15 protein-coding genes are annotated in these 23,647 nt (G+C 71.5%); 11 read left to right on the top strand and 4 right to left on the bottom strand.

Translation table 11 applies throughout. The features are described from left to right. Positions 1-144: 144 nt before the first annotated feature. The 3 genes from ACZ68P_RS02220 to ACZ68P_RS02210 all read left to right on the top strand — a co-directional run bounded on the left by ACZ68P_RS02220 (position 145) and on the right by ACZ68P_RS02210 (position 1,932). The gene (locus tag ACZ68P_RS02220; protein WP_471001244.1) at positions 145-921 is read left to right on the top strand and encodes a helix-turn-helix domain-containing protein; all 777 of its coding nucleotides are present in this window, start codon (positions 145-147) and stop codon (positions 919-921) included. A gap of 76 nt (positions 922-997) precedes the next feature. Continuing rightward, positions 998-1,324: a GYD domain-containing protein gene (locus ACZ68P_RS02215; protein WP_365722703.1), complete on the top strand. Its 327-nt coding sequence runs from the start codon at positions 998-1,000 to the stop codon at positions 1,322-1,324. Between the two features lie 95 nt (positions 1,325-1,419). Continuing rightward, positions 1,420-1,932, top strand: a complete 513-nt coding sequence (locus ACZ68P_RS02210; protein ID WP_471001241.1) for a GNAT family N-acetyltransferase — start codon at positions 1,420-1,422, stop codon at positions 1,930-1,932. A 36-nt stretch (positions 1,933-1,968) separates the two neighbouring features. Here the strand turns inward: ACZ68P_RS02210 and ACZ68P_RS02205 are convergent, their stop codons facing one another. After that, on the bottom strand, positions 1,969-2,400 hold the full coding sequence (locus tag ACZ68P_RS02205) for a VOC family protein (RefSeq protein WP_471001239.1): 432 nt from the start codon (positions 2,398-2,400) through the stop codon (positions 1,969-1,971). Between the two features lie 429 nt (positions 2,401-2,829). Here ACZ68P_RS02205 and ACZ68P_RS02200 point away from each other — a divergent pair, with 429 nt between their 5' ends. After that, positions 2,830-5,823, top strand: a complete 2,994-nt coding sequence (locus ACZ68P_RS02200) for a bifunctional [glutamine synthetase] adenylyltransferase/[glutamine synthetase]-adenylyl-L-tyrosine phosphorylase (protein WP_471001236.1) — start codon at positions 2,830-2,832, stop codon at positions 5,821-5,823. A 90-nt stretch (positions 5,824-5,913) separates the two neighbouring features. On the opposite strand, the gene ACZ68P_RS02195 is transcribed toward ACZ68P_RS02200, so the two are convergent. The 3 genes from ACZ68P_RS02195 to ACZ68P_RS02185 form a co-directional block, all read right to left on the bottom strand. After that, on the bottom strand, positions 5,914-6,897 hold the full coding sequence (locus ACZ68P_RS02195) for a phosphatase PAP2 family protein (protein ID WP_471001233.1): 984 nt from the start codon (positions 6,895-6,897) through the stop codon (positions 5,914-5,916). A 102-nt stretch (positions 6,898-6,999) separates the two neighbouring features. Further along, positions 7,000-8,028 (bottom strand): LacI family DNA-binding transcriptional regulator, encoded by a 1,029-nt coding sequence (locus tag ACZ68P_RS02190; protein ID WP_365722693.1) that lies wholly within the window; start codon positions 8,026-8,028, stop codon positions 7,000-7,002. Positions 8,029-8,053: 25 nt separating this feature from the next. Then, a complete protein-coding gene (locus ACZ68P_RS02185) occupies positions 8,054-9,856 on the bottom strand; it encodes a glycoside hydrolase family 13 protein (RefSeq protein WP_471001230.1) in 1,803 nt (600 codons plus the stop codon). A gap of 346 nt (positions 9,857-10,202) precedes the next feature. Between ACZ68P_RS02185 and ACZ68P_RS02180 the strand changes: the two genes are divergently transcribed. The 7 genes from ACZ68P_RS02180 (at position 10,203) to pulA (ending at position 23,578) form a co-directional block, all read left to right on the top strand. Then, the gene (locus tag ACZ68P_RS02180) at positions 10,203-11,477 is read left to right on the top strand and encodes an extracellular solute-binding protein (protein ID WP_471001227.1); all 1,275 of its coding nucleotides are present in this window, start codon (positions 10,203-10,205) and stop codon (positions 11,475-11,477) included. Positions 11,478-11,497: 20 nt separating this feature from the next. Continuing rightward, on the top strand, positions 11,498-12,511 hold the full coding sequence (locus tag ACZ68P_RS02175) for a carbohydrate ABC transporter permease (RefSeq protein ID WP_471001224.1): 1,014 nt from the start codon (positions 11,498-11,500) through the stop codon (positions 12,509-12,511). Beyond that, the gene (locus ACZ68P_RS02170; RefSeq protein ID WP_471001221.1) at positions 12,508-13,359 is read left to right on the top strand and encodes a sugar ABC transporter permease; all 852 of its coding nucleotides are present in this window, start codon (positions 12,508-12,510) and stop codon (positions 13,357-13,359) included. Before ACZ68P_RS02175 ends, ACZ68P_RS02170 begins: the two co-directional genes overlap by 4 nt. A 61-nt stretch (positions 13,360-13,420) precedes the next feature. After that, a complete protein-coding gene (locus ACZ68P_RS02165; RefSeq protein WP_471001219.1) occupies positions 13,421-15,088 on the top strand; it encodes a glycoside hydrolase family 13 protein in 1,668 nt (555 codons plus the stop codon). Beyond that, the gene (locus ACZ68P_RS02160) at positions 15,076-16,134 is read left to right on the top strand and encodes a LacI family DNA-binding transcriptional regulator (RefSeq protein WP_471001216.1); all 1,059 of its coding nucleotides are present in this window, start codon (positions 15,076-15,078) and stop codon (positions 16,132-16,134) included. The genes ACZ68P_RS02165 and ACZ68P_RS02160 overlap by 13 nt, the downstream gene beginning before the upstream one ends. Before the next feature lie 291 nt (positions 16,135-16,425). Further along, on the top strand, positions 16,426-18,126 hold the full coding sequence (locus ACZ68P_RS02155) for a carbohydrate-binding module family 20 domain-containing protein (protein ID WP_471001213.1): 1,701 nt from the start codon (positions 16,426-16,428) through the stop codon (positions 18,124-18,126). Positions 18,127-18,193: 67 nt separating this feature from the next. Beyond that, a complete protein-coding gene (gene pulA, locus ACZ68P_RS02150; protein WP_471001210.1) occupies positions 18,194-23,578 on the top strand; it encodes a pullulanase-type alpha-1,6-glucosidase in 5,385 nt (1,794 codons plus the stop codon). The last annotated feature ends 69 nt before the right edge of the window (positions 23,579-23,647 follow it).

Raw genomic sequence — 23,647 nt, 5'->3', positions numbered from 1 at the left:
AGTAGCCGCAGGTGGAAGGTGGCATTTCATTGCAATGGTTTCGAGGATAACGCAACGACCTTCCCCTCTCTCATTGCAATGGAATGACGGTGAACGCTATGGTGGAGACATCAGGCAGCAGCAACGACCGCAGAGGGGACCGCGATGCCGGGAGGCAGACTCACTCAGCAGGAACGTCAGCAGATCGCTCTCGGGCTTGCCGACGGCCTCGCCTACGCCGAGATCGCCCGACGCCTCGACCGCCCCACCTCGACGATCACCCGCGAGGTGACGCGCAACGGCGGCCCCGCCGCCTACCGCGCCGACCTCGCCCACCGCGCCACCGAACACCGCGCCCACCGCCGCGCCCAGACCGCGACGCGCGATCGCAGGACGCCCCCGCGGTCCGACGGGCGCGACGCCGAGGCCGTGCGCGCGTACGAGGAGGTGTTCACCACCGTCCTCATGGGATCGGGCCTGCCCAAGATGATGTCCCGGGTGCTGACCTGCTTCTACACCAGCGACACCGGCAGCCTCACCGCGTCCGAACTCGTCCAGCGCCTCCAGGTCAGCCCGGCGTCCGTCTCCAAGGCGATCGCGTTCCTCGAAGGCCAGAACCTCGTCCGCCGGGAGCGCGACGAGCGCCGTCGCGAGCGCTACATCGTCGACGACGACGTCTGGTACCAGTCGATGATGGTGAGCGCCCGGTCCACCGCCGAGCTGGTCGAGACGGCACGGCAGGGCGTCGGCGTCCTCGGCGCCGACAGCCCGGCGGCCGCCCGCCTGGAGAACATCGCCCGCTTCCTCGACTTCGTCTCGGAGAGCATCGCCCGCGCCGCGGAGCAGGCACGGGAGATCCTCCACACGAAGGTCGAGCCGGCTTCGGAGAAGGCCGCCGAGCCGCCCGCCGATCGCCGAGAGGCCGCCGTTCGGGGGACATGAGGCCACCTCCCGGGCGGGATCGCGCTCCCCGGGGCCTTCGCCGGGGCATTCCTTGTCGGAACGAAAGGGACGCGTGATGCCGCTCTATCTGTCGAGGTTCAGCTACACCCCGGAGACCTGGGCGAGGCTGACCGGCCATCCCGAGGACCGGGCCGCGGCCGCCCGGACGTACATCGAGTCCGTCGGCGGGAAGCTCCACGGCTTCTGGTACGCCTTCGGGACGTACGACGGCTACAACCTCTGGGAGGCGCCGGACAACGTGTCCATGGCCGGGGTCGCGCTCGCGATCAGCGGAGGGGGCGCGCTCAGCTCGTTCGAGACGACCGTCCTCCTGACCGTCGACGAGACGCTCGAAGCCCTGCGGACAGCGAGTCGGGTCGGATACCGGGCCCCCGGCTCGTAGCGGCGGCGGGCAGCAGCACGCCACCGGCGCCACGCCGGCAGCCGGACGCCGGAAACTCCGTTGACGGCGCCGGGCGGGCGCCGAACACTGCGCGCATGAAGATCGTGAAGACCCCCGCGCCGCTCACCACCGAGCGGCTCCTGCTGCACCCCCTCACCGTCGAGGAGGGCGAGCGCGTCGTGGCCCGGGAGCCGGGTCCCGGGGACCGTTGGGCCGAGGGCTATCCGGGCGACGGGGACGTCGCCGGGGTCGGCCGGTTCCTGCGCGGCCACGCCGAGAGCGGGGATCCGGGGGTGTTCCGGGCGTACGAGATACGGCGCGGGGACGACGGGGTCACCGTCGGCGGCATCGGGTTCCACGGGCCGCCGGACGAGCGGCGGTTCGTGACCGTCGGGTACGGCCTTGTGCCGGGCGCACGGGGCCGCGGGTACGCCCGCGAGGCGCTGCGGGCCGTGCTGGACCTCGCCCGCGAGGCGGGCGCCGCCGGGGTGAAGGGCGACGCCGACCTCGGGAACGTGGCCTCTCAGCGGGTGATGGAGGCGGTCGGGATGACGTGCGTGGGGGAGGACGAGCGGTTGCGTTTCCACCGGGTGGAGTTCACCGCCTGACGCGTCCCGCCACCCCCGGCCCACTCCTCGGCCGCCTCAGCGCTCCGACAGGTCCGACGGCGCCTCCTGCACCACCCAGCCGTTGCCGTCCGGGTCCTCGAACGACATGAACGAGTTCCACGTCTCGCCCTTGCCGTCCTCCCAGCCCCTCTCGCCGACATGGCGGATGGGGGTGACCTCGACGCCACGGCCGACCAGCTCCTCGCGGGCCGCCTCGATGTCGGTCACGCAGAGCTGGAGGCCGTGCAGCGAGCCCGGGGCCATCTGCCGGGTACCCGGCATCGTCGGCATACCACTGAGCATCGCGATGGAACAGCGCGAGCCGGGCGGGGTCGCCTGGATGATCCGCATCCCCGGCGCGACCTCGTCGTCGAGATCGATCTTGAAACCGCACTTGTCGCCGTAGAACTCCTTCGCCCGGTCCATGTCGGTCACGGGCACGGGGACGACTTCGAGCGTCCAGTTCATGGAGAGTCTCCTCAGAAACACCAGCGGGTGTGGCCGAACGGCCCGCCCCGGGCACAGCCGCAGGCCGTACGGGCGCGGCGGCGAGGACCGGGGCGGGTCCACCGTGGCCCACGGACGGGCCCTCCCGCACGTCGAATCGCCCAACGGGTCCCGCACGTGTCGACAAAGGGCGTGGGCCGGGGGCGTGACCGGCCCTCGCGCGCACAGCGCCGGCAGCACGGAAACCGGTCTCCCGGGCCGGGCCCCAGTCGAGAGGCGCCGGGCCGAGAACCCCCGCCGGGCAGAGATCCCGCGGGACCGGAGCCTTGGGCCGAGCCCCCGGCCGAGGGCCCCCGCAGCCCGGCGGCCCCTCGCCCGCCCGTGCCCGGGGCGACCCCGAACCCCGCTGCGGATAGGCTCGAATCCGTGGACGGTGGAGGGAGCGGCGGAATGACGGTGCCGGGACGCAGGAGCAGTATCTTCACGCGGCTGCTGCGGCACGGGTTCACCGATCCGTCCGGCGCCGAGCGTCTGCTCGACGTCCCCGAACTGGCCGCCGTGCGCGGCGACTCCGTGCTCCTCGACGCCCTCGGGGCCACGGCCGACCCCGACCTGGCCCTGCGCGGCCTGGTCCGGCTGGTCGAGGCCCAGCCCGAGGAGGAGCGCCAGACCCTCACCTCCACGCTGCTCTCCGCCAAACCGTTCCGCGACCGGCTCCTCGGCGTGCTCGGCGCGTCCGAGGCGCTCGGCGACCACCTGGCCCGCCACCCCCGCGACTGGAAGGCCCTCGTCACGTACGAGGCGGCCGATCTGAACCCCGGCGTCGCCGAGTTCGAGCGCTGCCTGGCCGACGCCGGCGACCCGGTCGCCCTGCGCGTCTCCTACCGCCGCTGCCTCCTCGCCATCGCCGCCCGCGACGTCTGCGGCACCGCCGACGTCGCCCAGACCGCCGCCGAGCTGGCCGACCTCGCCACCGCGACCCTGCGCGCCGCCCTCGCCCTCGCCCGGGCCGCCGCCCCCGAGGACGCGGCCCTCTGCCGGCTGGCCGTCATCGCGATGGGCAAGTGCGGCGGTCACGAGCTCAACTACGTCTCCGACGTCGACGTGATCTTCGTCGGGGAGCCGGTCGAGGGCGCGTCCGGCGCGGAGGAGGGCAAGGCGGTGCAGGCGGCCACCCGGCTCGCCTCCCACCTCATGCGGATCTGCTCCGAGACGACCGTCGAGGGCACCATCTGGCCGGTGGACGCCAACCTTCGGCCGGAAGGGCGCAACGGCCCCCTGGTCCGCACCCTCTCCTCCCATCTGGCCTACTACCAGCGCTGGGCCAAGACCTGGGAGTTCCAGGCGCTGCTGAAGGCCCGCCCCGTGGCGGGCGACCTCCAGCTGGGCGCCGACTACATCGACGCCGTCGCACCCCTGGTCTGGCAGGCCGCCGAACGCGAGAACTTCGTCCCCGACGTGCAGAAGATGCGCCGCAGGGTCGTCGACAACATCCCCGTCGCCCATGTCGAGCGCGAGCTGAAGCTCGGCCCCGGTGGCCTGCGCGACGTCGAGTTCGCCGTCCAGCTCCTGCAGCTGGTGCACGGCCGCAGCGACGCCACCCTGCACAGCGGCTCCACCCTGGACGCCCTGAAGGCGCTCGCCGCCGGCGGGTACGTCGGCCGCGCGGACGCGGCCCAGCTCGACGAGGCGTACCGCTTCCTGCGCGCCATGGAGCACCGCATCCAGCTCTACCGGCTGCGCCGCACGCACCTCGTCCCCGAGGACGACGCGGACCTGCGGCGCCTGGGCCGCTCGCTCGGGCTTCGCACCGACCCGGTCGCGGAGCTCAACCGGGAGTGGAAGCGGCACGCCGCCGTCGTCCGCCGGCTGCACGAGAAGATCTTCTACCGGCCGCTGCTCGACGCCGTCGCCCAGCTCACCCCCGGCGAGACCCGGCTCAGCCCGAAGGCCGCCGGCCAGCGTCTGGAGGCGCTGGGGTACGCCGACCCGGTCGCGGCCCTGCGGCACCTGGAGGCGCTCGCCTCCGGCGTCACGCGCAAGGCCGCGATCCAGCGGACGCTCCTGCCGGTCCTGCTCGGCTGGTTCGCGGACTCCGCCGACCCCGACGCCGGACTGCTCGGCTTCCGCAAGGTGTCCGACGCGCTCGGCAAGACGCCCTGGTACCTCCGGCTGCTGAGGGACGAGGGCGCGGCGGCGGAGAACCTCGCCCGGGTGCTCTCCGCCGGACGCCTCGCCCCCGACCTGCTGCTGCGGGCGCCGGAGGCGGTGGCGATCCTCGGCGATCCGGAGGGGCTGAAGCCGCGCGGCCGCGACCACCTGGAGCAGGAGGTCCTGGCGGCGGTGGGCCGCGCCGACGGCGCCGAGCAGGGGGTCGCGGCGGCCCGTGGCGTACGCCGCCGAGAGCTGTTCCGTACGGCGGCGGCCGACCTCATCGGCTCGTACGGGACGGAGGACAGCCCGCGTGAGCCGGACCCGGCGCTGGTCGACCGGGTCGGCCAGGCGGTGACCGACCTGAACGCCGCCACGATCGCCGGCGCCTTGCGGGCCGCCGTGCGCGCCGAGTGGGGAGACCGGTTGCCGACCCGTTTCGCGGTCATCGGCATGGGCCGGTTCGGCGGGCACGAAGTGGGATACGGCTCCGACGCCGACGTCCTGTTCGTGCACGAGCCGCGCGAGGGCGTACCCGAGCACGAGGCGGCCCGGGCCGCGAACCGGGTCGTCACCGAGATCCGCAGGCTCCTGCAGGTCCCCACCGCCGATCCGCCGTTGCTGATCGACGCGGACCTGCGGCCAGAGGGCAAGAGCGGCCCCCTGGCCCGCACGCTGAAGTCGTACGAGGCGTACTACCGTCGCTGGTCGCTGGTCTGGGAGAGCCAGGCCCTGCTGCGCGCCGAGCCCATGGCGGGGGACGTGGAGCTGGGCAAGCGGTTCATCGAGCTGGTCGACCCCCTGCGCTATCCGGCGGAGGGCCTCGGCGAGGACGCGGTCCGCGAGATCCGCCGCCTCAAGGCCCGGATGGAGACCGAGCGCATGCCGCGCGGCGCCGATCCGACGCTCCACGCGAAGCTGGGCCGGGGCGGGCTGAGCGATGTCGAGTGGACGGTCCAGCTGCTCCAGATGCGCCACGGCTGGGCCGAACCCGGTCTGCGCACGACCCGTACCCGTGAGGCGCTGGCCGCCGCGCGGGCGGCGGGGCTGATCCCGACGGACGAGGCGCGGATCCTGGACGAGGCCTGGGTCCTGGCGACCCGCGTCCGCAACGCCGTGATGCTGGTCCGCGGCAGGCCGGGGGACACCTTCCCCTCCGACGGCCGCGAGCTGGCGGCGGTGGGGCGCTACCTCGGATACGGCCCCGGTCGCATCGGCGAGATGGTCGACGACTACCGCCGGATCACCCGCCGGGCCAGGGCCGTGGTCGAGGAGCTGTTCTACGGCGGCTGACCCGCGCCCCGGAAGCCTGTCGCGCTCCGCCGGAGGCCCCGGCCGACGAGACAGGCCGCACGCCCCTCCGGCCCTCGGCGACCGGCGGCGTCACCTACGGGAGCCGACCCGTGGCTGCTCGGTGTCACGGTCGGTGTCCCGAGCGGCGCCCTGCCGCTCGTCCTCAGCTGCGGAGTCCGGGCGCGGGGAGTCCTGAGGCGCGGAGTCCTGCGGCGCCGCGGAGTCCGGTGCGGCACCGCGCCGCGCGGGCTCCGGAACGGCCACCTCGCGGGGCAGCCGGTGGGGCATCGCGCCGTACAGGACGAAGGAGACGGCGAAGCCGAAGGCCAGGCAGATCATGCCGCCCACGGCGTCCAGCCAGAAGTGGTTGGCCGTGGCCACGATGACGACCAGCGTCGCCGCCGGGTAGAGCAGGCCCAGCACACGCGCCCACGGCGCCTTGGCCAGGAGGAAGATGGTCAGACCGCACCAGAGCGACCAGCCGATGTGCATCGACGGCATGGCCGCGTACTGGTTCGACATGTTCTTGAGGTTGCCCGAGGCCATCGAGCCCCAGGTGTGGTGCACCAGGACGGTGTCGACGAACGCCTGGCCGTTCATCAGCCGAGGGGGTGCGAGCGGGTACAGGTAGTAACCGACCAGCGCCACACCGGTGGTGGAGAACAGGACCGTGCGGAACCCGGCGTAACGGCCCGGTTGCCATCGGTACAGCCACACCAGCACGCCGATGGTCACGATGAAGTGCAGGGTGGCGTAGTAGTAGTTCATCGACACGATCAGCCACGTCACCGAGTTCACGGCGTGGTTGACGGTCTGCTCGAAGGCCAGGCCGACGGATTCCTCCGCCCGCCAGATCCAGTCGGCGTTCCGCAGCGCCTGCGCCTTCTGCTCCGGCACCGCGTTGCGGATGAGCGAGTACGTCCAGTAGCTGACCGCGATGAGCAGGATCTCGAACCAGATCCGCGGGCGCCGGGGTACGCGCGTCCGCAGCCGCGCCCACCTGCCGCCGGCCACGATGGGTGACGGGGTGGCCGCTGTCCGGCCTTCCAAACTCTTCACGGTCGTTTCACCCATAGGGAGAGAGTCTGCCAGATCCACGCCCCTCGACCGATCATCCTCCGGTCGGGTCCGGGCCGCATGTGCTCCGCCTGGGGAACGAGGCGGAGGCCGCTGGGATCAGGGGTTTCTCGGGGTTGGGGCGGAAGCGGTCGAACCGCGCACCACCAGCTCGGGCATGAACACGAACTCGCTGTGCGGGGCCGGGGTCCCCCCGACCTCCTCGAGCAGCGCGCGGACCGCGGCCTGCCCCATCGCCTGCACGGGCTGGCGGATGGTGGTGAGCGGCGGATCCGTGAAAGCTATGAGCGGCGAGTCGTCGAAGCCGACCACCGAGACGTCCTTGGGGACGTGCAGGCCCTGCTGCCGGGCGGCGCGGATGGCGCCCAGCGCCATCATGTCGCTGGCGCAGACGACGGCGGTGCAGCCGCCGGAGATCAGCGCGCCCGCGGCGGCCTGCCCGCCCTCCAGGGTGTAGAGGGAGTGCTGGATCAGCTTCTCGGACTCCTCGGGCGAGAGCCCGAGCCGGTCCCGCATGCCGAGCTGGAAGCCCTCGATCTTGCGCAGCACCGGCACGAACCGCTTGGGCCCGACCGCGAGCCCGATCCGGGTGTGCCCGAGGGCGGCCAGGTGCGTCACGGCCAGCTGCATCGCGGCCCGGTCGTCGGGCGAGACGAAGGGGGCCTGGACCTTGGGCGAGAAGCCGTTGATCAGGACGTACGGGACACCCTTGCCGCGCAGCTGGTCGTAGCGCGTCATGTCGGCGGTGGTGTCGGCGTGCAGGCCCGAGACGAAGATGATGCCGGAGACCCCGCGCTCGACGAGCATGTCGGTCAGCTCGTCCTCGGTGGACCCGCCGGGGGTCTGCGTCGCGAGGACGGGGGTGTAGCCCTGCCGGGTCAGGGCCTGCCCGATGACCTGCGCGAGCGCGGGAAAGATCGGGTTGTCCAGCTCGGGGGTTATCAGTCCGACGAGCCCGGCACTGCGCTGACGCAGCCGCACGGGACGTTCGTAGCCGAGGACGTCGAGCGCGGCAAGCACGGACTCACGGGTGGCCGAGGCCACACCGGGCTTGCCGTTGAGCACGCGGCTGACTGTGGCTTCACTGACCCCCGCCTGGGTTGCGATGTCGGCAAGCCGCGCGGTCATGGAGTTGGACTGTACCGGTCGCACGTCAGATTGCCCACCAGACGCAGGACTCGGCGGGCACCAGGACGTGCGCGGTGTCCTGCGCGGGGACGGTGGCCGGGGCCGGCTCGCGGGCGGGGGAGGGGACGAGGGGATCGCCCGCGCCGCCCCCCGCGCCGACGGCGATCCCGTCCCCCCTGCCGATCCCCTCGCCGCCTCCGGCGTTGTCCGCGGGCCCGCCCGTGCCCCCCGTCCCCGGCGCCTCGCCGCCTTCGCTGCTCAGCAGGAGCGCCACCGGACCCGGCGGTTCGATCGCCGCGTCCCGGTCCGTGGTGTTCAGGACGACCAGCACGTCGCCGTCGGACGAGCGGCGCCGGAAGGCGAGGACACCGGCGGGGGCGTCCAGCCACTCCACCGTCGCGCCCGCGCCGAGCGCCGGGTGCTCCCGGCGCAGCCGCAGGGCGCGGCGGTACAGCTCCAGGGTGGAGCCGGGGTCGCCGCTCTGGGCGGCGACGCTCAGAGCGGCCCACTCGGGCGGCTGGGGGAGCCAGGCGCCGGCCGGGCCGAAGCCGAGCGAGGGGCCCTCGGCCGTCCACGGCAGCGGGACCCGGCAGCCGTCGCGCAGCCCGTCCTGTCCCTCGCCGCGCAGGAACGCCGGATCCTGGCGGAGCGCGTCCGGAAGGTCGGTGACCTCTGGCAGGCCCAGCTCCTCGCCCTGGTAGAGGTAGACCGAGCCGGGCAGCGCCAGCATCAGCAGCGCCGCCGCACGGCCCCGCCGCAGGCCCGTGACCGGGTCGCCCGCACCGTACCGCGTGGTGTGCCGCACGACGTCGTGGTTGGAGAGCACCCAGGTCGTCGCGGCCCCCACCGATGCGGTGGCCCGCAGCGACTCCTCGACGACCGAGCGCAGCGCCGCCGCGTCCCAGGGGCAGTTGAGGAACTGGAAGTTGAACGCCTGGTGCATCTCGTCGGGGCGTACGTAGAGGGCGAGGCGCTCCGGGGTCGGTGCCCAGGCCTCGGCCACCCCGATGCGGTCGGGGCCGTACGACTCGAGGAGGCGCCGCCACCCCCGGTGGATCTCGTGGACCCCGTCCTGGTCGAAGAACGGCAGCCGCTGGGTGCCGATCAGCTTCGCCTGACGGCCGTGGCCGATGTCGGGGAGGCCGTCCGCCTTGACCATGCCGTGGGCGACGTCGATCCGGAAGCCGTCCACGCCCATGTCGAGCCAGAACCGGAACACGGAGTCGAACTCCGCCCTGACCTCGGCGTTCTCCCAGTCGAGGTCGGGTTGCTCGGGGGCGAAGAGATGGAGGTACCAGGATCCGTCGGCCACCCTCGTCCAGGCCGGGCCGCCGAAGACGGACTCCCAGTCGTTGGGAGGCAGGGAGCTGTCGGGGCCCCGCCCCGGCCGGAAGACGTAGCGGTCCCGCTCCGGACCGGCCGCCGCCCGGGCCGCCGTGAACCAGGGGTGCCGCTCCGAGGTGTGGTTGGGGACGATGTCCACGATGACCTTCAGGCCGAGCCCGTGCGCCGTCCGCACCAGGGCGTCGGCGTCCGCCAGGTCCCCGAAGACCGGGTCGACCGCGCGGTAGTCGGCCACGTCGTAGCCGCCGTCGGCCTGGGGGGAGGCGTAGAACGGCGTGAGCCAGACCGCGTCCGCGCCCAGCCGGGCCAGATGGGGCAGTCGCTCGCGGGCACCTCGCAGGTCGCCGATCCCGTCGCCGTCGCTGTCCGCGAAGGAGCGGACGTACACCTGGTAGATGACCGCGTCCCGCCACCACCCCGCGCGGCGCTCGCAAGGGTTTGCAAGGTCCGGCAGCGGCGACGGGTCGGTGAGCTCGTGGGCCATGTGCGGTGTCCCTCTCGCGTGTTCCAGGGCCGAGGATCTGCGGTCTTCCGTCCTGACAACGAGGTCAGGCCGGTCTTGAAACGCTCCTGCAAGGAATCACGCAAAGGCTTGCAGGCCGGGGCGGACTCCGCAAGAACCCCTCCCACCACCCTGTCAAGCGACTCGATGGCAACCTTCGGGACACGCGGATGTAACGATCCCCGGTCCTTGCAGAAATTTCTCGCAAGCTCTTTCGGCTCGTTTTCATCCCTGTTACGTTCCTGGCAACCCGGCGCGCCGCGAGGGAGCGGTCGCATGAGGAAGGTCTTCGCCCCTCGTTCACCCGGGATCGTTTGAAGGAGTTCACATGCGGCGTGGCATAGCGGCCACCGCGCTGGTCGCGGCCCTGGGAGTGACCCTGGCGGCATGCGGTAGCGACGGCGGCGACACCGGTGCCTCGAAGGGCTCGGGCGAGCTCTCCGGCACCGTGACCTGGTGGGACACGTCCAACGTCGGCAGCGAGGACAAGGTCTTCAAGAAGCTGGCCGAGGGCTTCATGAAGAAGCACCCCAAGGTCACCGTCAAGTACGTGAACGTGCCGTTCGGTGAGGCGCAGAACAAGTTCAAGAACGCCGCCCAGTCCGGTTCCGGCGCTCCCGACGTCATTCGTTCCGAGGTCGCCTGGACCCCGGACTTCGCCAACCTCGGCTACCTCGCCCCGCTGGACGGCACCGCCGCCCTGAAGAACCAGGACGACTTCCTGGAGCAGGCCGCCGCCTCCACCAAGTACGACGGCAAGACCTACGCCGTCCCGCAGGTCATCGACTCCATGGGCATCTTCTACAACAAGAAGATCTTCAAGGAGGCCGGTGTCGAGGCGCCGAAGACCATCGACGAGCTGAAGAGCGTCGCCACCAAGATCAAGCAGAAGACCGGCAAGACCGGCCTCTACCTGCGCGGCGACGACGCCTACTGGTTCCTCTCCTTCCTCTACGGCGAGGGCGGTGACATGGTCAACGCCGAGCAGAAGAAGATCACCATCGACAACGCCGCCGGCGTGAAGGCCTTCACCACCGTCAAGGAGCTGGTCGACTCCAAGGCCGCGATCACGGACGCCACCAACGGCTGGGACAACATGCAGTCCGCGTTCAAGGACGGCAAGGTCGCGATGATGATCAACGGCCCGTGGGCCGTCACCGACACCTACGCCGGCAAGGAGTTCGCCGACAAGGCGAACCTCGGCATCGCGCCGGTCCCGGCCGGCTCCGCCGGCCAGGGCGCCCCGCAGGGCGGTCACAACCTCGCCGTGTACGCGGGCTCCAAGAACCTGGAGGCCTCCTACGCCTTCACCGAGTACATGACCTCCGTCGAGGCGCAGACCACCGCGGCCACGGAGCTGAGCCTGCTCCCCACCCGTGAGTCCGTCTACATCAAGCCCGACGTCGCGAGCAACCAGATGATCAGCTTCTTCAAGCCGGTCGTCGAGAAGGCCGTCGAGCGCCCCTGGGTCCCCGAGGGCGGCAGCCTCTTCGCCCCCCTGCAGGTCGAGTACACCAAGGTCCTCACCGGCCAGACCAGCCCGGAGCAGGGCGCCAAGGCGACGGGTGACGCCTACCGCAAGCTCCTGAAGGACTGGAAGTAACAAGGAAGGCAGGCCGGCTGATGGCTGTGGACACCACCAGCCAGTCGGTGGCGAAGGCCGCGGGCGACGACGTCGCCCGCGGCCGGAGCCGCGGTACTGGCACCCCCGAGCGGAAGCTCAGGCGCTCGTTCTCCACCCACTGGTACGCCTGGGCGATGATCGCCCCGGTGACCGTGGTGATCGGCGTGATCATCGGCTATCCGCTGGTCCGGGGTATCTACCTCTCGCTCACCGACGCCAACGAGCGGAACGTCGCACGGAGCATCGGCGTCAACCAGATCCCGGCGACCTACGAGTTCGTCGGCCTGGACAACTACGTCGACGCGCTCACCGGAACGCAGTTCCTCGGCACCCTCGGCTGGACGCTGGTGTGGACGGTCGCCTGCGTCTCGGTGACCTTCGTCCTCGGCCTCGCCCTGGCCAACATCCTCAACCGCAGGATCGCCGGCCGCTCCGTCTACCGGATGCTGCTCATCCTGCCCTGGGCCGTCCCCGGCTTCGTCTCCGTCTTCGCCTGGCGCTTCCTCTACGACGAGCGCCGCGGCATGCTCAACCAGATCCTGGCCGGCGGCGGCATCGACGCCGTGCCGTGGCTCAACGACCCCACCTGGGCCAAGTTCTCGGTCATCGCCGTCAACGTCTGGCTCGGCATCCCCTTCATGATGGTGGCCCTGCTCGGCGGCCTGCAGTCCATCCCCGGCGAGCTGTACGAGGCCGCCGAGATGGACGGCGCGAGCGCCTGGCAGCGCTTCCGCCACATCACCCTGCCCGGCCTGCGCTCGGTGTCCACCACCGTGATCCTGCTGAGCACCATCTGGACCTTCAACATGTTCCCGGTGATCTTCCTGCTCACCCGGGGCGGGCCCGGCGAGGCCACCCAGATCCTCGTCACCCAGGCGTACAAGTTCTCCTTCGAGATCAGCCCGCGTGACTACGCCCAGTCGTCCACCTGGGGCGTCCTCATCCTGGTCCTCCTGATGATCTTCGCCGCGGTCTACCGGCGAGTCCTCCGCAAGCAGGGAGAAGTCTGGTGACCACCGCCACCAACGCGCCGCTCCGCGGTCGCCGTTCGCCGCTCGCCTCGATCGCGCTGCACACCACCCTCGCGGTGGCCTCCGTGATCGCCGTCTTCCCGGTGCTGTGGGTCTTCCTGACCTCCATCAAGCCGGCGCAGTACGCCAACACCACCGACTTCTTCAAGGAGACGACGTTCGCGAACTACACCGACCTGCTGGAGAACACCGAGTTCGTCAGCTGGTTCGGCAATTCGCTGCTCGTCGCCGGCCTGACCACCCTGCTCGGCGTCTTCATCTCCTCCACCACCGGATACGCCGTCAGCCGCTTCCGCTTCCCGGGCAAGCGCGGGCTGATGTGGACGCTGCTGATCACCCAGATGTTCCCGGTGGCCGTCCTCATCGTGCCGATCTACAACATCATGTCGTCGATGGGGCTGCTCAACCAGCCGGCCGGTCTGGTCATCACCTACCTGACCATCGCCGTGCCGTTCTGCGCCTGGATGATGAAGGGCTTCTTCGACACCATCCCGCGCGAGATCGACGAGTCGGGCCAGGTCGACGGGCTCACCCCGTTCGGCACCTTCTGGCGGCTGATCCTGCCCCTGGCCAAGCCGGGCATCGCGGTGACCGCGTTCTACTCCTTCATCACCGCCTGGGGCGAGGTCGCCTACGCCTCCGCCTTCATGGTCGGGGACGAGAACCTCACCCTGGCCGGCGGCCTGCAGAAGTTCGTCAACCAGTACGGCGCCCAGTGGGGCCCGATGACCGCGGCCTCCGTGCTCATCGCCATCCCGGCCGCGCTGGTGTTCCTCGTCGCCCAACGACACCTGGTGACCGGCATGTCCGCCGGCGCCGTCAAGGGCTGAGCACCCCTTGGCGGCCCACCCGCCCGTACGTGTACGCAACTCCTTACCTCCCAGGGAAGTCATGACCCAGCACCTCGCTGCCCCCGCCGCCGCCCCGACCACCGGCACGCACACGGGCTGGTGGAGAGACGCGGTGATCTACCAGGTCTATCCGCGCAGCTTCGCCGACGGTAACGGCGACGGCATGGGCGACCTGGAGGGCATCCGCAGCCGGCTGCCGTACTTGAAGGAGCTGGGCGTCGACGCCGTCTGGCTCTCCCCCTTCTACGCCTCCCCGCAGGCCGACGCCGGTTACGACGTCGCCGACTACCGGGCCATCGACCCGATGTTCGGCAGCCTCCTCGACGCCGACGCGGTCATCCGCGACGCGCACGAGCTGGGCCTGCGCATCATCGTCGACCTGGTCCCCAACCACTCCTCCGACCAGCACGAGTGGTTCCAGCGCGCGCTGCGCGAGGGCCCGGGGTCCCCGCTGCGCGAGCGCTACCACTTCCGACCCGGTAAGGGCGAGGACGGCGAACTGCCGCCCAACGACTGGGAGTCCATCTTCGGCGGCCCCGCCTGGACGCGGGTCACCGAGCCGGACGGCACCCCCGGCGAGTGGTACCTCCACCTCTTCGCGCCCGAGCAGCCGGACTTCAACTGGGAGCACCCGGCCGTACGCGACGAGTTCCGCTCCATCCTGCGCTTCTGGCTCGACATGGGCGTCGACGGCTTCCGCGTCGACGTCGCCCACGGCCTGGTCAAGGCCGAGGGCCTGCCCGACATCGGCGCGCACGACCAGCTCAAGCTGCTCGGCAACGACGTCATGCCCTTCTTCGACCAGGACGGCGTCCACGAGATCTACCGTTCCTGGCGCCAGGTGCTGAGCGAGTACGACGGTGAGCGCGTCCTCGTCGCCGAGGCGTGGACCCCGACCGTCGAGCGCACCGCGAACTACGTGCGCCCCGACGAGATGCACCAGGCGTTCAACTTCCAGTACCTGGGCACCCACTGGGACGCCGCCGAGCTGCGCCGGGTCATCGACGCCTCGCTCTCCGCGATGCGTCCGGTCGGCGCCCCCACCACCTGGGTGCTGTCCAACCACGACGTCACCCGGCACGCCACCCGGTTCGCCAACCCGGCGGGCCTCGGCACCCAGCTGCGGGAGGCCGGAGACCGCGAACTCGGTCTGCGCCGGGCCCGCGCGGCGAGCCTGCTGATGCTGGCGCTGCCCGGCTCCGCCTACGTCTACCAGGGCGAGGAGCTGGGCCTGCCGGACGTCACCGACCTGCCCGACGAGGTACGCCAGGACCCGTCCTTCTTCCGGGCCACCGGCCAGGACGGCTTCCGCGACGGCTGCCGGGTGCCCATCCCGTGGACCGTCGAGGGCTCGTCGTACGGCTTCGGCGACGGCGGCAGCTGGCTGCCGCAGCCGGCGACCTGGGGCGGGCTCAGCGTCGAGGCGCAGGCCGGGGACCCCGGCTCCACCCTGGAGCTGTACCGCAGCGCGCTCGCCGTGCGCCGCGAACAGCCCGGGCTCGGTGCGGGCGAGGACATCGCGTGGATGGAGGCGCCCGAGGGTGTCCTCGCCTTCCGCCGCGACGGCTTCGTGTGCACCGCCAACACCACCGGCCGGGCCATCTCCGTCCCGCTGCCCGGCCGGTTCCTCCTCTCCAACGAGCCTGTCTCCCACGGGGAAGGCGTCGTGGAGCTGCCCGCCGACACCACCGTCTGGTGGGCGGTGTGACGATCCCCCTGCCGCGGGGTGCCGGGAACGGCACCCCGCGGCTCGCGGACATCGCGGCCCAGTCCGGCGTCAGCGAGGCCACGGTCAGCCGTGTCCTCAACGGCAAGGCCGGCGTGGCCGGGGCGACCCGGCACCGGGTGCTGGCCGCGCTCGACGTGCTCGGGTACGAACGTCCCGTCCGCCTCAAACGCCGCAGCGCGGGCCTGGTCGGCCTCGTCGTGCCCGAGCTGACCAACCCGATCTTCCCGGCGTTCGCCCAGGTCATCGAGCAGGTCCTGGCCGGACACGGCTACACCCCGGTGCTCTGCACCCAGATGCCCGGCGGCGCCACCGAGGACGAGCTGGTCGAGCAGCTGGAGGAGCGCGGGGTCAACGGCATCGTCTTCCTGTCCGGACTGCACGCCGATGCCATGGCCGACCCGGACCGCTATGTGCGCCTCGCCGCGCGGGGCGTGCCGTTCGTCCTCATCAACGGCTTCAACGAGCGCGTGGACGCCAACTTCGTGTCGCCCGACGACCGGGCGGCGGCGCGGATGGCCGTACGGCATCTGGTCGAGCTGGGCCACGAGCGGATCGGCCTCGCGATCGGTCCCACCCGTTACGTGCCCTCGCGCCGCAAGGCGGAGGGCTTCGCCGCCGAGCTGCACCATCTCCTCGGCATCGAGCGCGCGGAGGCCGAGCGCTACGTCCGCCCCACGCTGTTCGGCGTCGAGGGCGGGCACGCGGCGGCCGACATCCTGCTCGACCAGGGGTGCACGGGGATCGTCTGCGGCTCCGACCTGATGGCGCTCGGAGCGATCCGCGCGGTGCGCGCGCGCGGTCTGGACGTGCCCGACGACGTGTCGGTGATCGGATTCGACGACTCGCCGCTGATCGCGTTCACCAGTCCGCCGCTCACCACCGTCCGTCAGCCGGTGCAGGCGATGGCGACGGCCGCGGTCGGGGCGCTCCTCGAGGAGATCGAGGGAAACCCCGTGCAGCGCACGGAGTTCGTCTTCCAGCCGGAGCTGGTGGTACGGGGCTCCACCGCCCAGCCCGGTCGATGACCGGACCGGCCGGCCGGGCGCGTGGGACCCGCCCCGGGGGGAGCGGGACCCTCGGCCGGCCGGCCCGGAGCTGTGGTTGAACGTAGCACCACTGCAACTCCTTGCGTAAGTCCTTGCGTTGAAGCTTCCTGCGGATTTCCGGTATGTGGCGCGAGTGTGTCCGAGGGGTTGACCCCGGGCCGGGGCCCTCGTACGGTCACGACCGAAAATAGTTGCTGCTGTCTTGCAGCAAGAGATTGCGATCCTCGCCCCCCGCACCTCCCATCCCCCGAGGATTCAGCAGGAGGAATCATGGCCAAGAAGACCGTGGCCGCTGCACTCGCCATCGTGGCGGGAGCCGCTGTGGCCGTCACGGCGCCCGCCCCCGCGCAGGCCGCCCCGCCCGGTGAGAAGGACGTCACCGCGGTGATGTTCGAGTGGAGGTTCGCCTCCGTGGCGAAGGCCTGCACCGAGCAGCTCGGCCCGGCCGGCTACGGCTACGTGCAGGTGTCGCCGCCGCAGGAACGCATCCAGGGATCGACCTGGTGGACCGCGTACCAGCCCGTGAGCTACAAGATCGCCGGTCCGCTCGGCGACCGCACCGCCTTCAAGAACATGATCGACACCTGCCACGCGGCGGGCGTGAAGGTCGTCGCCGACACCGTGATCAACCACATGGCCAACGCCTCGGGCACGGGAACGGGCGGGACCTCGTTCTCCAAGTACGACTACCCCGGCCTGTACTCGGGCGGCGACATGGACGACTGCCGCGCCACCATCGCGAACTACCAGGACCGGGCCAACGTCCAGAACTGCGAACTCGTCGGCCTGCCGGACCTCGACACCGGCGAGGACTGGGTCCGCGGCCGGATCGCCGGCTACATGAACGACCTGCTCTCCCTCGGCGTGGACGGCTTCCGCATCGACGCCGCCAAGCACATGCCGGCCGCCGACCTCGCGAACATCAAGTCGCGGCTGAGCAACCCGGGCGTCCACTGGAAGCAGGAGGCGATATACGGAGGGGGAGAGGCCGTCTCGCCGAGCGAGTACCTCGGCAACGGCGACGTACAGGAGTTCCGCTACGCCCGCGACCTCAAGCGGATCTTCGGCTCCGAGAAGCTCGCGCACCTCGCCACCTTCGGCGAGTCCTGGGGCTACATGCCCTCCGGCAAGTCCGGCGTCTTCGTCGACAACCACGACACCGAGCGCAACGGCGAGACCCTCACCTACAAGAGCGGCTCCGCCTACACCCTGGCGAGCGTCTTCATGCTGGCCTGGCCCTACGGCTCCCCGGACGTCCACTCCGGCTACGAGTGGTCCGACAAGGACGCCGGCGCGCCGAACGGCGGCCAGGTGAACGCCTGCTACACCGACGGCTGGAAGTGCCAGCACGCCTGGCGCGAGATCTCCTCCATGGTCGGCTTCCGCAACGCCGCCCGCGGCGCGGCCGTATCCCACTGGTGGGACAACGGCAACAACGCGATCGCGTTCGGCCGCGGTGACAAGGCCTACGTCGCCCTGAACCGCGAGGGCTCCACGCTCTCCCGCACCTTCCAGACCGGCCTCGCCGCCGGCACCTACTGCGACGTCCAGAGCAACACCGCCGTGACGGTGAACTCCGCCGGCCAGTTCACGGCGACGCTGGGCGCCCACACCGCGCTCGCCCTGCACGTGAACGCCAAGACCTGCCAGGCCGGCGGCACGACCCCGCCGCCCGCGAGCAGCGCCGCCGCCTTCCAGGTGAACGCCACCACGGCCCTCGGCCAGAACATCCACGTCACCGGCAACCACGCCGCCCTCGGCAACTGGTCCCCGGCCGCGGCCCCCAAGCTGGACCCGACGAGCTACCCCGTCTGGAAGCTGACGGTCCCCCTGCCCGCCGGCACGTCCTTCGAGTACAAGTACGTCCGCAAGGACGCGGCGGGCAACGTGACCTGGGAATCCGGCGCGAACCGTGTCGCCACGGTCCCCGCCTCCGGCCAGATCGTCCTCGACGACACCTTCCGTAACTGACCGCCCCTCCCACCAGGGCCGCCCCACCGGGGCGGCCCCCCTTCCCGTACCTCCAGGGAGAACCCCCGTGATACGCAAGAGAACGGCGGCCGTCGTGGCCACCGCCCTGTGCGCGGCGCTGGTGCCCGCCCTTCCCGCCGCCGCGGCGCCCCCGCCGCCGCCCCCGCCCTCCGACAAGGCGCTCGCCGCGCAGCCCGCGCGCCACGACCTCACCCGGGAGCAGTTCTACTTCGTCCTGCCCGACCGGTTCGCCAACGGCGACACCCGCAACGACCGCGGCGGCCTCACCGGCACCCGCCTGGAGACCGGTTACGACCCCACCGACAAGGGCTTCTACCAGGGCGGCGACCTCAAGGGCCTCACCCGGAAGCTCGACTACATCAAGGGCCTCGGCACCACCGCCATCTGGATGGCGCCGATCTTCAAGAACCAGCCCGTCCAGGGCGCCGGCAAGGACGCGAGCGCCGGCTACCACGGCTACTGGATCACCGACTTCACCCAGGTCGACCCGCACTTCGGCACCAACGCCGACCTGGAGAAGCTGATCGACCAGGCCCACGCCAAGGGCATGAAGGTCTTCTTCGACGTCATCACCAACCACACCGCCGACGTCGTCGACTACCGGGAGAAGTCCTACGACTACCTCTCCAAGGGCGCCTTCCCCTACCTGACGAAGGACGGCGTCCCCTTCGACGACGCCGACTACGCCGACGGCACGAAGCGCTTCCCGCGCGTGGACGGGGAGTCCTTCCCGCGCACGCCGGTGGTGGCCCCCGACAAGAAGGACCTCAAGGTCCCCTCCTGGCTCAACGACCCGACGATGTACCACAACCGGGGCGACTCGACCTTCGCCGGCGAGTCCTCCGCGTACGGCGACTTCGTCGGTCTCGACGACCTGTGGACCGAGCGTCCCGAGGTCGTCGAGGGCATGGAGAAGATCTACCAGCGCTGGGTGCGCGACTTCGACATCGACGGCTTCCGCATCGACACCGTCAAGCACGTCAACACCGAGTTCTGGACCCAGTGGGCCACCGCCCTCGACGAGTACGCCGCCCGGCGCGGCCGCGACGACTTCTTCATGTTCGGCGAGGTCTACTCCGCCGACCCGGCGATCACCGCGCCGTACGTCACCGAGGGCCGCCTGGACGCCACCCTCGACTTCCCCTTCCAGGACGCGGCCCGCACCTTCGCCTCCCAGGGCGGCTCCGCCGACAAGCTGGCGAACCTCTTCGCCCAGGACTACCGCTACACCACCGACAAGGCCAACGCCTACGAGTCGGTGCCCTTCCTCGGCAACCACGACATGGGCCGCTTCGGAGCCTTCCTCAAGCAGGACAACCCGAAGGCCGGCGACGCCGAGCTGCTCGCCCGCTACCGGCTCGCCAACGAGCTGATGTTCCTCAGCCGCGGCAACCCCGTCGTCTACTACGGCGACGAGCAGGGCTTCACCGGCCCCGGCGGCGACAAGGACGCGCGCCAGACGCTCTTCGCGTCGAAGACCGCCGACTACCTGGACGACGATCAGCTCGGCACCGACCGCACGCACGCCGACGACGCGTACGACACCGGCCACCCCCTCTACCGGCAGATCGCCGCACTCGCCGACCTCACCACGAGGCACCCGGCGCTGCGCGACGGCGTCCAGCAGCAGCGGTACGCAGAGGGCCAGGTCTACGCCTTCTCCCGCACCGACACCCGCGCGAAGACCGGGCCCGTCGAATACGTCGTCGCCGTGAACGGCTCCACCGAGGCGAAGACCGTCGAGATCCCGACCGGATCCGCCGCGCACACCGCCTTCACCGCGATCCACGGCGGCGACGCCCGCGTCACCAGCGGCGCGGACTCCACGGTCAAGGTCACCGTCCCCGCGCTCGGCTCCCTCGTCCTCAAGGCGTCCAAGCCGCTCGCCGCCCCCGCCGCCGCGCCCGCGCTCACCCTCGAGGCCCCCGAGGCCGGCGCCACCGGCACCGTCGAGATCTCCGCCGACGTCACGGGCGGCGGCCTCGACCGCGTCGTCTTCGCCGCCCAGACCGGCAACGGGAAGTGGCAGGTCCTCGGCTCCGCCGACCACGCCCCGTACAAGGTCACCCAGAAGGTGACCGCACCCGCCGGCACCGCGCTGCGCTACAAGGCCGTCGTCATCGACACCGCCGGCCGCACCGCGAGCGCCACCGCCGCGACCACCAGCGGCGCCCCCGCCGTCGAGCAGCCGCCGACCGCCACCCAGCGGGACCACGCGATCGTCCACTACAAGCGTGCCGACGGGAACTACGACGACTGGGGCCTCTACACCTGGGGCGACATCGCCGACGGCGAAGGCACCACCTGGCCCGCCGGCAAGCCCTTCACCGGCCGTGACGCCTACGGCGCCTTCGCCTACGTCAAGCTCAAGCCCGGCGCCTCCTCGGTCGGCTTCATCGCCGTGAACAAGGACGGCGTCAAGGACACCGACGCCGACCGGGCCGTCGACCTCTCCAAGACCGGCGAGGTGTGGATCGAGCAGGGCAGGCCGGAGGTCCTGAACGCCGCCCCCGCGGGCGCGTACCCGCCCCAGGACACCACGAAGGCCGTCCTGCACTACCAGCGCGCCGACGGGAAGTACGACGGCTGGGGCCTGCACACCTGGACCGGCGCGGCGAACCCGACCGACTGGACCAAGCCCCTGGAGCCCGTCCGCACGGACGCCTACGGAGCCGTCTACGAAGTCCCGCTCGCGCCCGGCGCGACCTCCCTCTCCTACATCCTGCACAAGGGCGACGAGAAGGACCTGCCCACCGACCAGTCCCTCGACCTGAAGGCCCACGGCCACGAGGTCTGGATGCTCGGCGGCCAGGAGAAGTACCTGCTGCCGCAGCCCAAGGGCAGCGGCGCCGCGCTCGACCTCACCAAGGCCCAGGCCGTCTGGCTCGACGCGACCACCCTCGCCTGGAACGGCAGCGACGCCGCCGCCTCCAGCATGCTCCTCACCTCCCGCGACGGATCGATCGCCGTCGAGAACGGCGCCCTCACCGGCGACCGGCAGGTGCTCCGCCTGAACAGGACCGAGCTGACCGACGCGCAGAAGGCCGCCTTCCCCCACCTGAAGGCGTACGGAGCGTTCACCGTCGACCCCCGCGACCGCGACCGCGTCCGGCACGCGCTCAAGGGCCAGCTCGTCGCCGCCCAGTACGCGGCGAACGGCGCCGTCCTGACCGCCACCGGCGTCCAGCTCGCCGGCGTCCTCGACGACCTGTACGCCCCGAAAGCCACCACCGCCTCCCTCGGCCCGGTGTTCCGGGGCGGCACCCCCACCCTCTCCCTCTGGGCCCCCACCGCCCAGTCCGTCGCCCTCGAACTCGACGGGAAGACCGTCCCCATGCGCCGCGACGACGCCTCCGGCGTCTGGTCGGTCACCGGCACGCGCGCGTGGACCGGAAAGCCGTACCGGTACGTGGTGAAGATCTGGGCGCCCAGCGTGCGCCAGATCGTCACCAACCACGTCACCGACCCCTACGCCACCGCCCTGACCACCGACTCGGCGCGCAGCCTGGTCACCGACCTCGCCGACCCGAAGCTCGCCCCGACGGGGTGGAGGTCGCTGGCCAAGCCCGCGGCCGTGCCCCTGCGGGACGCGCAGATCCAGGAGCTGCACATCCGCGACTTCTCCGTCGCGGACACCACGGCCCCCGCCGCTCACCGCGGCACGTACCTCGCCTTCACCGACCCCGGCAGCAAGGGCTCCCGGCACCTGCGGCAGCTGGCCGCCTCCGGCACCTCCTACGTCCACCTGCTCCCGGCCTTCGACATCGGCACCATCCCCGAGAAGAAGTCCGAGCGGACCGAGCCGGCCTGCGACCTCAAGGTCTACGCCCCCGACTCCCAGGAGCAGCAGGCCTGCGTGGCCGCCGCCGCTGCCAAGGACGCCTACAACTGGGGCTACGACCCGCTCCACTACACCGTCCCCGAGGGCTCCTACGCCACCGACCCCGAAGGCACCCGCCGCACCGTCGAGTTCCGGCGGATGGTCCAGGCCCTCAACGGCGCCGGCCTGCGCACGGTCATGGACGTCGTCTACAACCACACCGTCGCCGCCGGCCAGTCCGACAAGTCGGTCCTCGACCGGATCGTGCCCGGCTACTACCAGCGGCTCCTGGCCGACGGCTCCGTCGCCACCTCCACCTGCTGCGCCAACACCGCGCCCGAGAACGCCATGATGGGCAAGCTCGTCGTGGACTCGGTCGTCACCTGGGCCAAGCAGTACAAGGTCGACGGCTTCCGCTTCGACCTCATGGGCCACCACCCGAAGGAGAACATCCTCGCCGTCCGCAAGGCCCTCGACGCACTCACCCTCGCCAAGGACGGCGTCGACGGAAAGGCGATCGTCCTCTACGGCGAGGGCTGGAACTTCGGCGAGATCGCCGACGACGCCCGCTTCGTCCAGGCCACCCAGAAGAACATGGCCGGAACCGGCATCGCGACCTTCTCCGACCGGGCCCGCGACGCCGTCCGCGGCGGCGGCCCCTTCGACGAGGACCCCGGCGTCCAGGGCTTCGCCTCCGGCCTCTACACCGACCCCAACCCCAAGGCCGCCAACGGCACCCCGGAGCAGCAGAAGGCCCGCCTCCTGCACTACCAGGACCTGATCAAGGTCGGCCTCTCCGGCAACCTCGCCTCCTACTCCTTCACCGACACCTCCGGCCGGACGGTCAAGGGCTCGGAGGTCGACTACAACGGCTCCCCGGCCGGCTACGCCGCCGCCCCCGGCGACGCCCTCGCCTACGCCGACGCCCACGACAACGAGACCCTGTACGACGCGCTCGCCTTCAAGCTCCCGGCGGCCACCTCGCCCGCAGACCGGGCCAGGATGCAGGTCCTCGCCATGGCGACGGCGACGCTCTCGCAGGGCCCCGCGCTCTCCCAGGCGGGCTCGGACCTGCTGCGGTCCAAGTCCCTCGACCGCAACTCGTACGACAGCGGCGACTGGTTCAACGCGATCCACTGGGACTGCCGCGACGGCAACGGCTTCGGCCGCGGCCTGCCCCCGGCGCCCGACAACCAGGCCAAGTGGGCCTTCGGAAAGCCGCTCCTGACAAGTGGGGCGCTCACCGTCGGCTGCGAGCAGATCGACGGGGCCGCGGCCGCCTACCGCGACCTTCAGAGGATCCGTACGACCGAGCCCGCCTTCTCCCTCGCCACCACCGGACAGGTCCAGGACGCCCTGTCCTTCCCCCTCTCCGGCACCGGTGAGACGCCCGGCGTGATCACCATGCGCCTCGGCGGCCTGGTCGTGGTCTTCAACGCCACCCCCGAGCGGCAGACCCAGCGGGTCGCCGCCCTGGCCGGCCAGGGCTACGCCCTCCACCCGGTCCAGGCGTCGGGCACGGACACCACCGTCAAGTCCGCTGCCTACGACACCGGTTCGGGCACCTTCACGGTCCCGGCCCGGACGGTGGCGGTGTTCACCACGCGCTGACCGCACCCCACCGCACCGCGTCACGCGAGGCCGGCCGGGCCCACCCGGCCGGCCTCGCCGCGTGCCGGA

Source organism: Streptomyces sp. NPDC036822, from assembly GCF_055609145.1.
The sequence above is the reverse complement of the archived record's forward strand: the minus strand, read 5'-3'. Positions and strand labels throughout refer to the sequence as shown.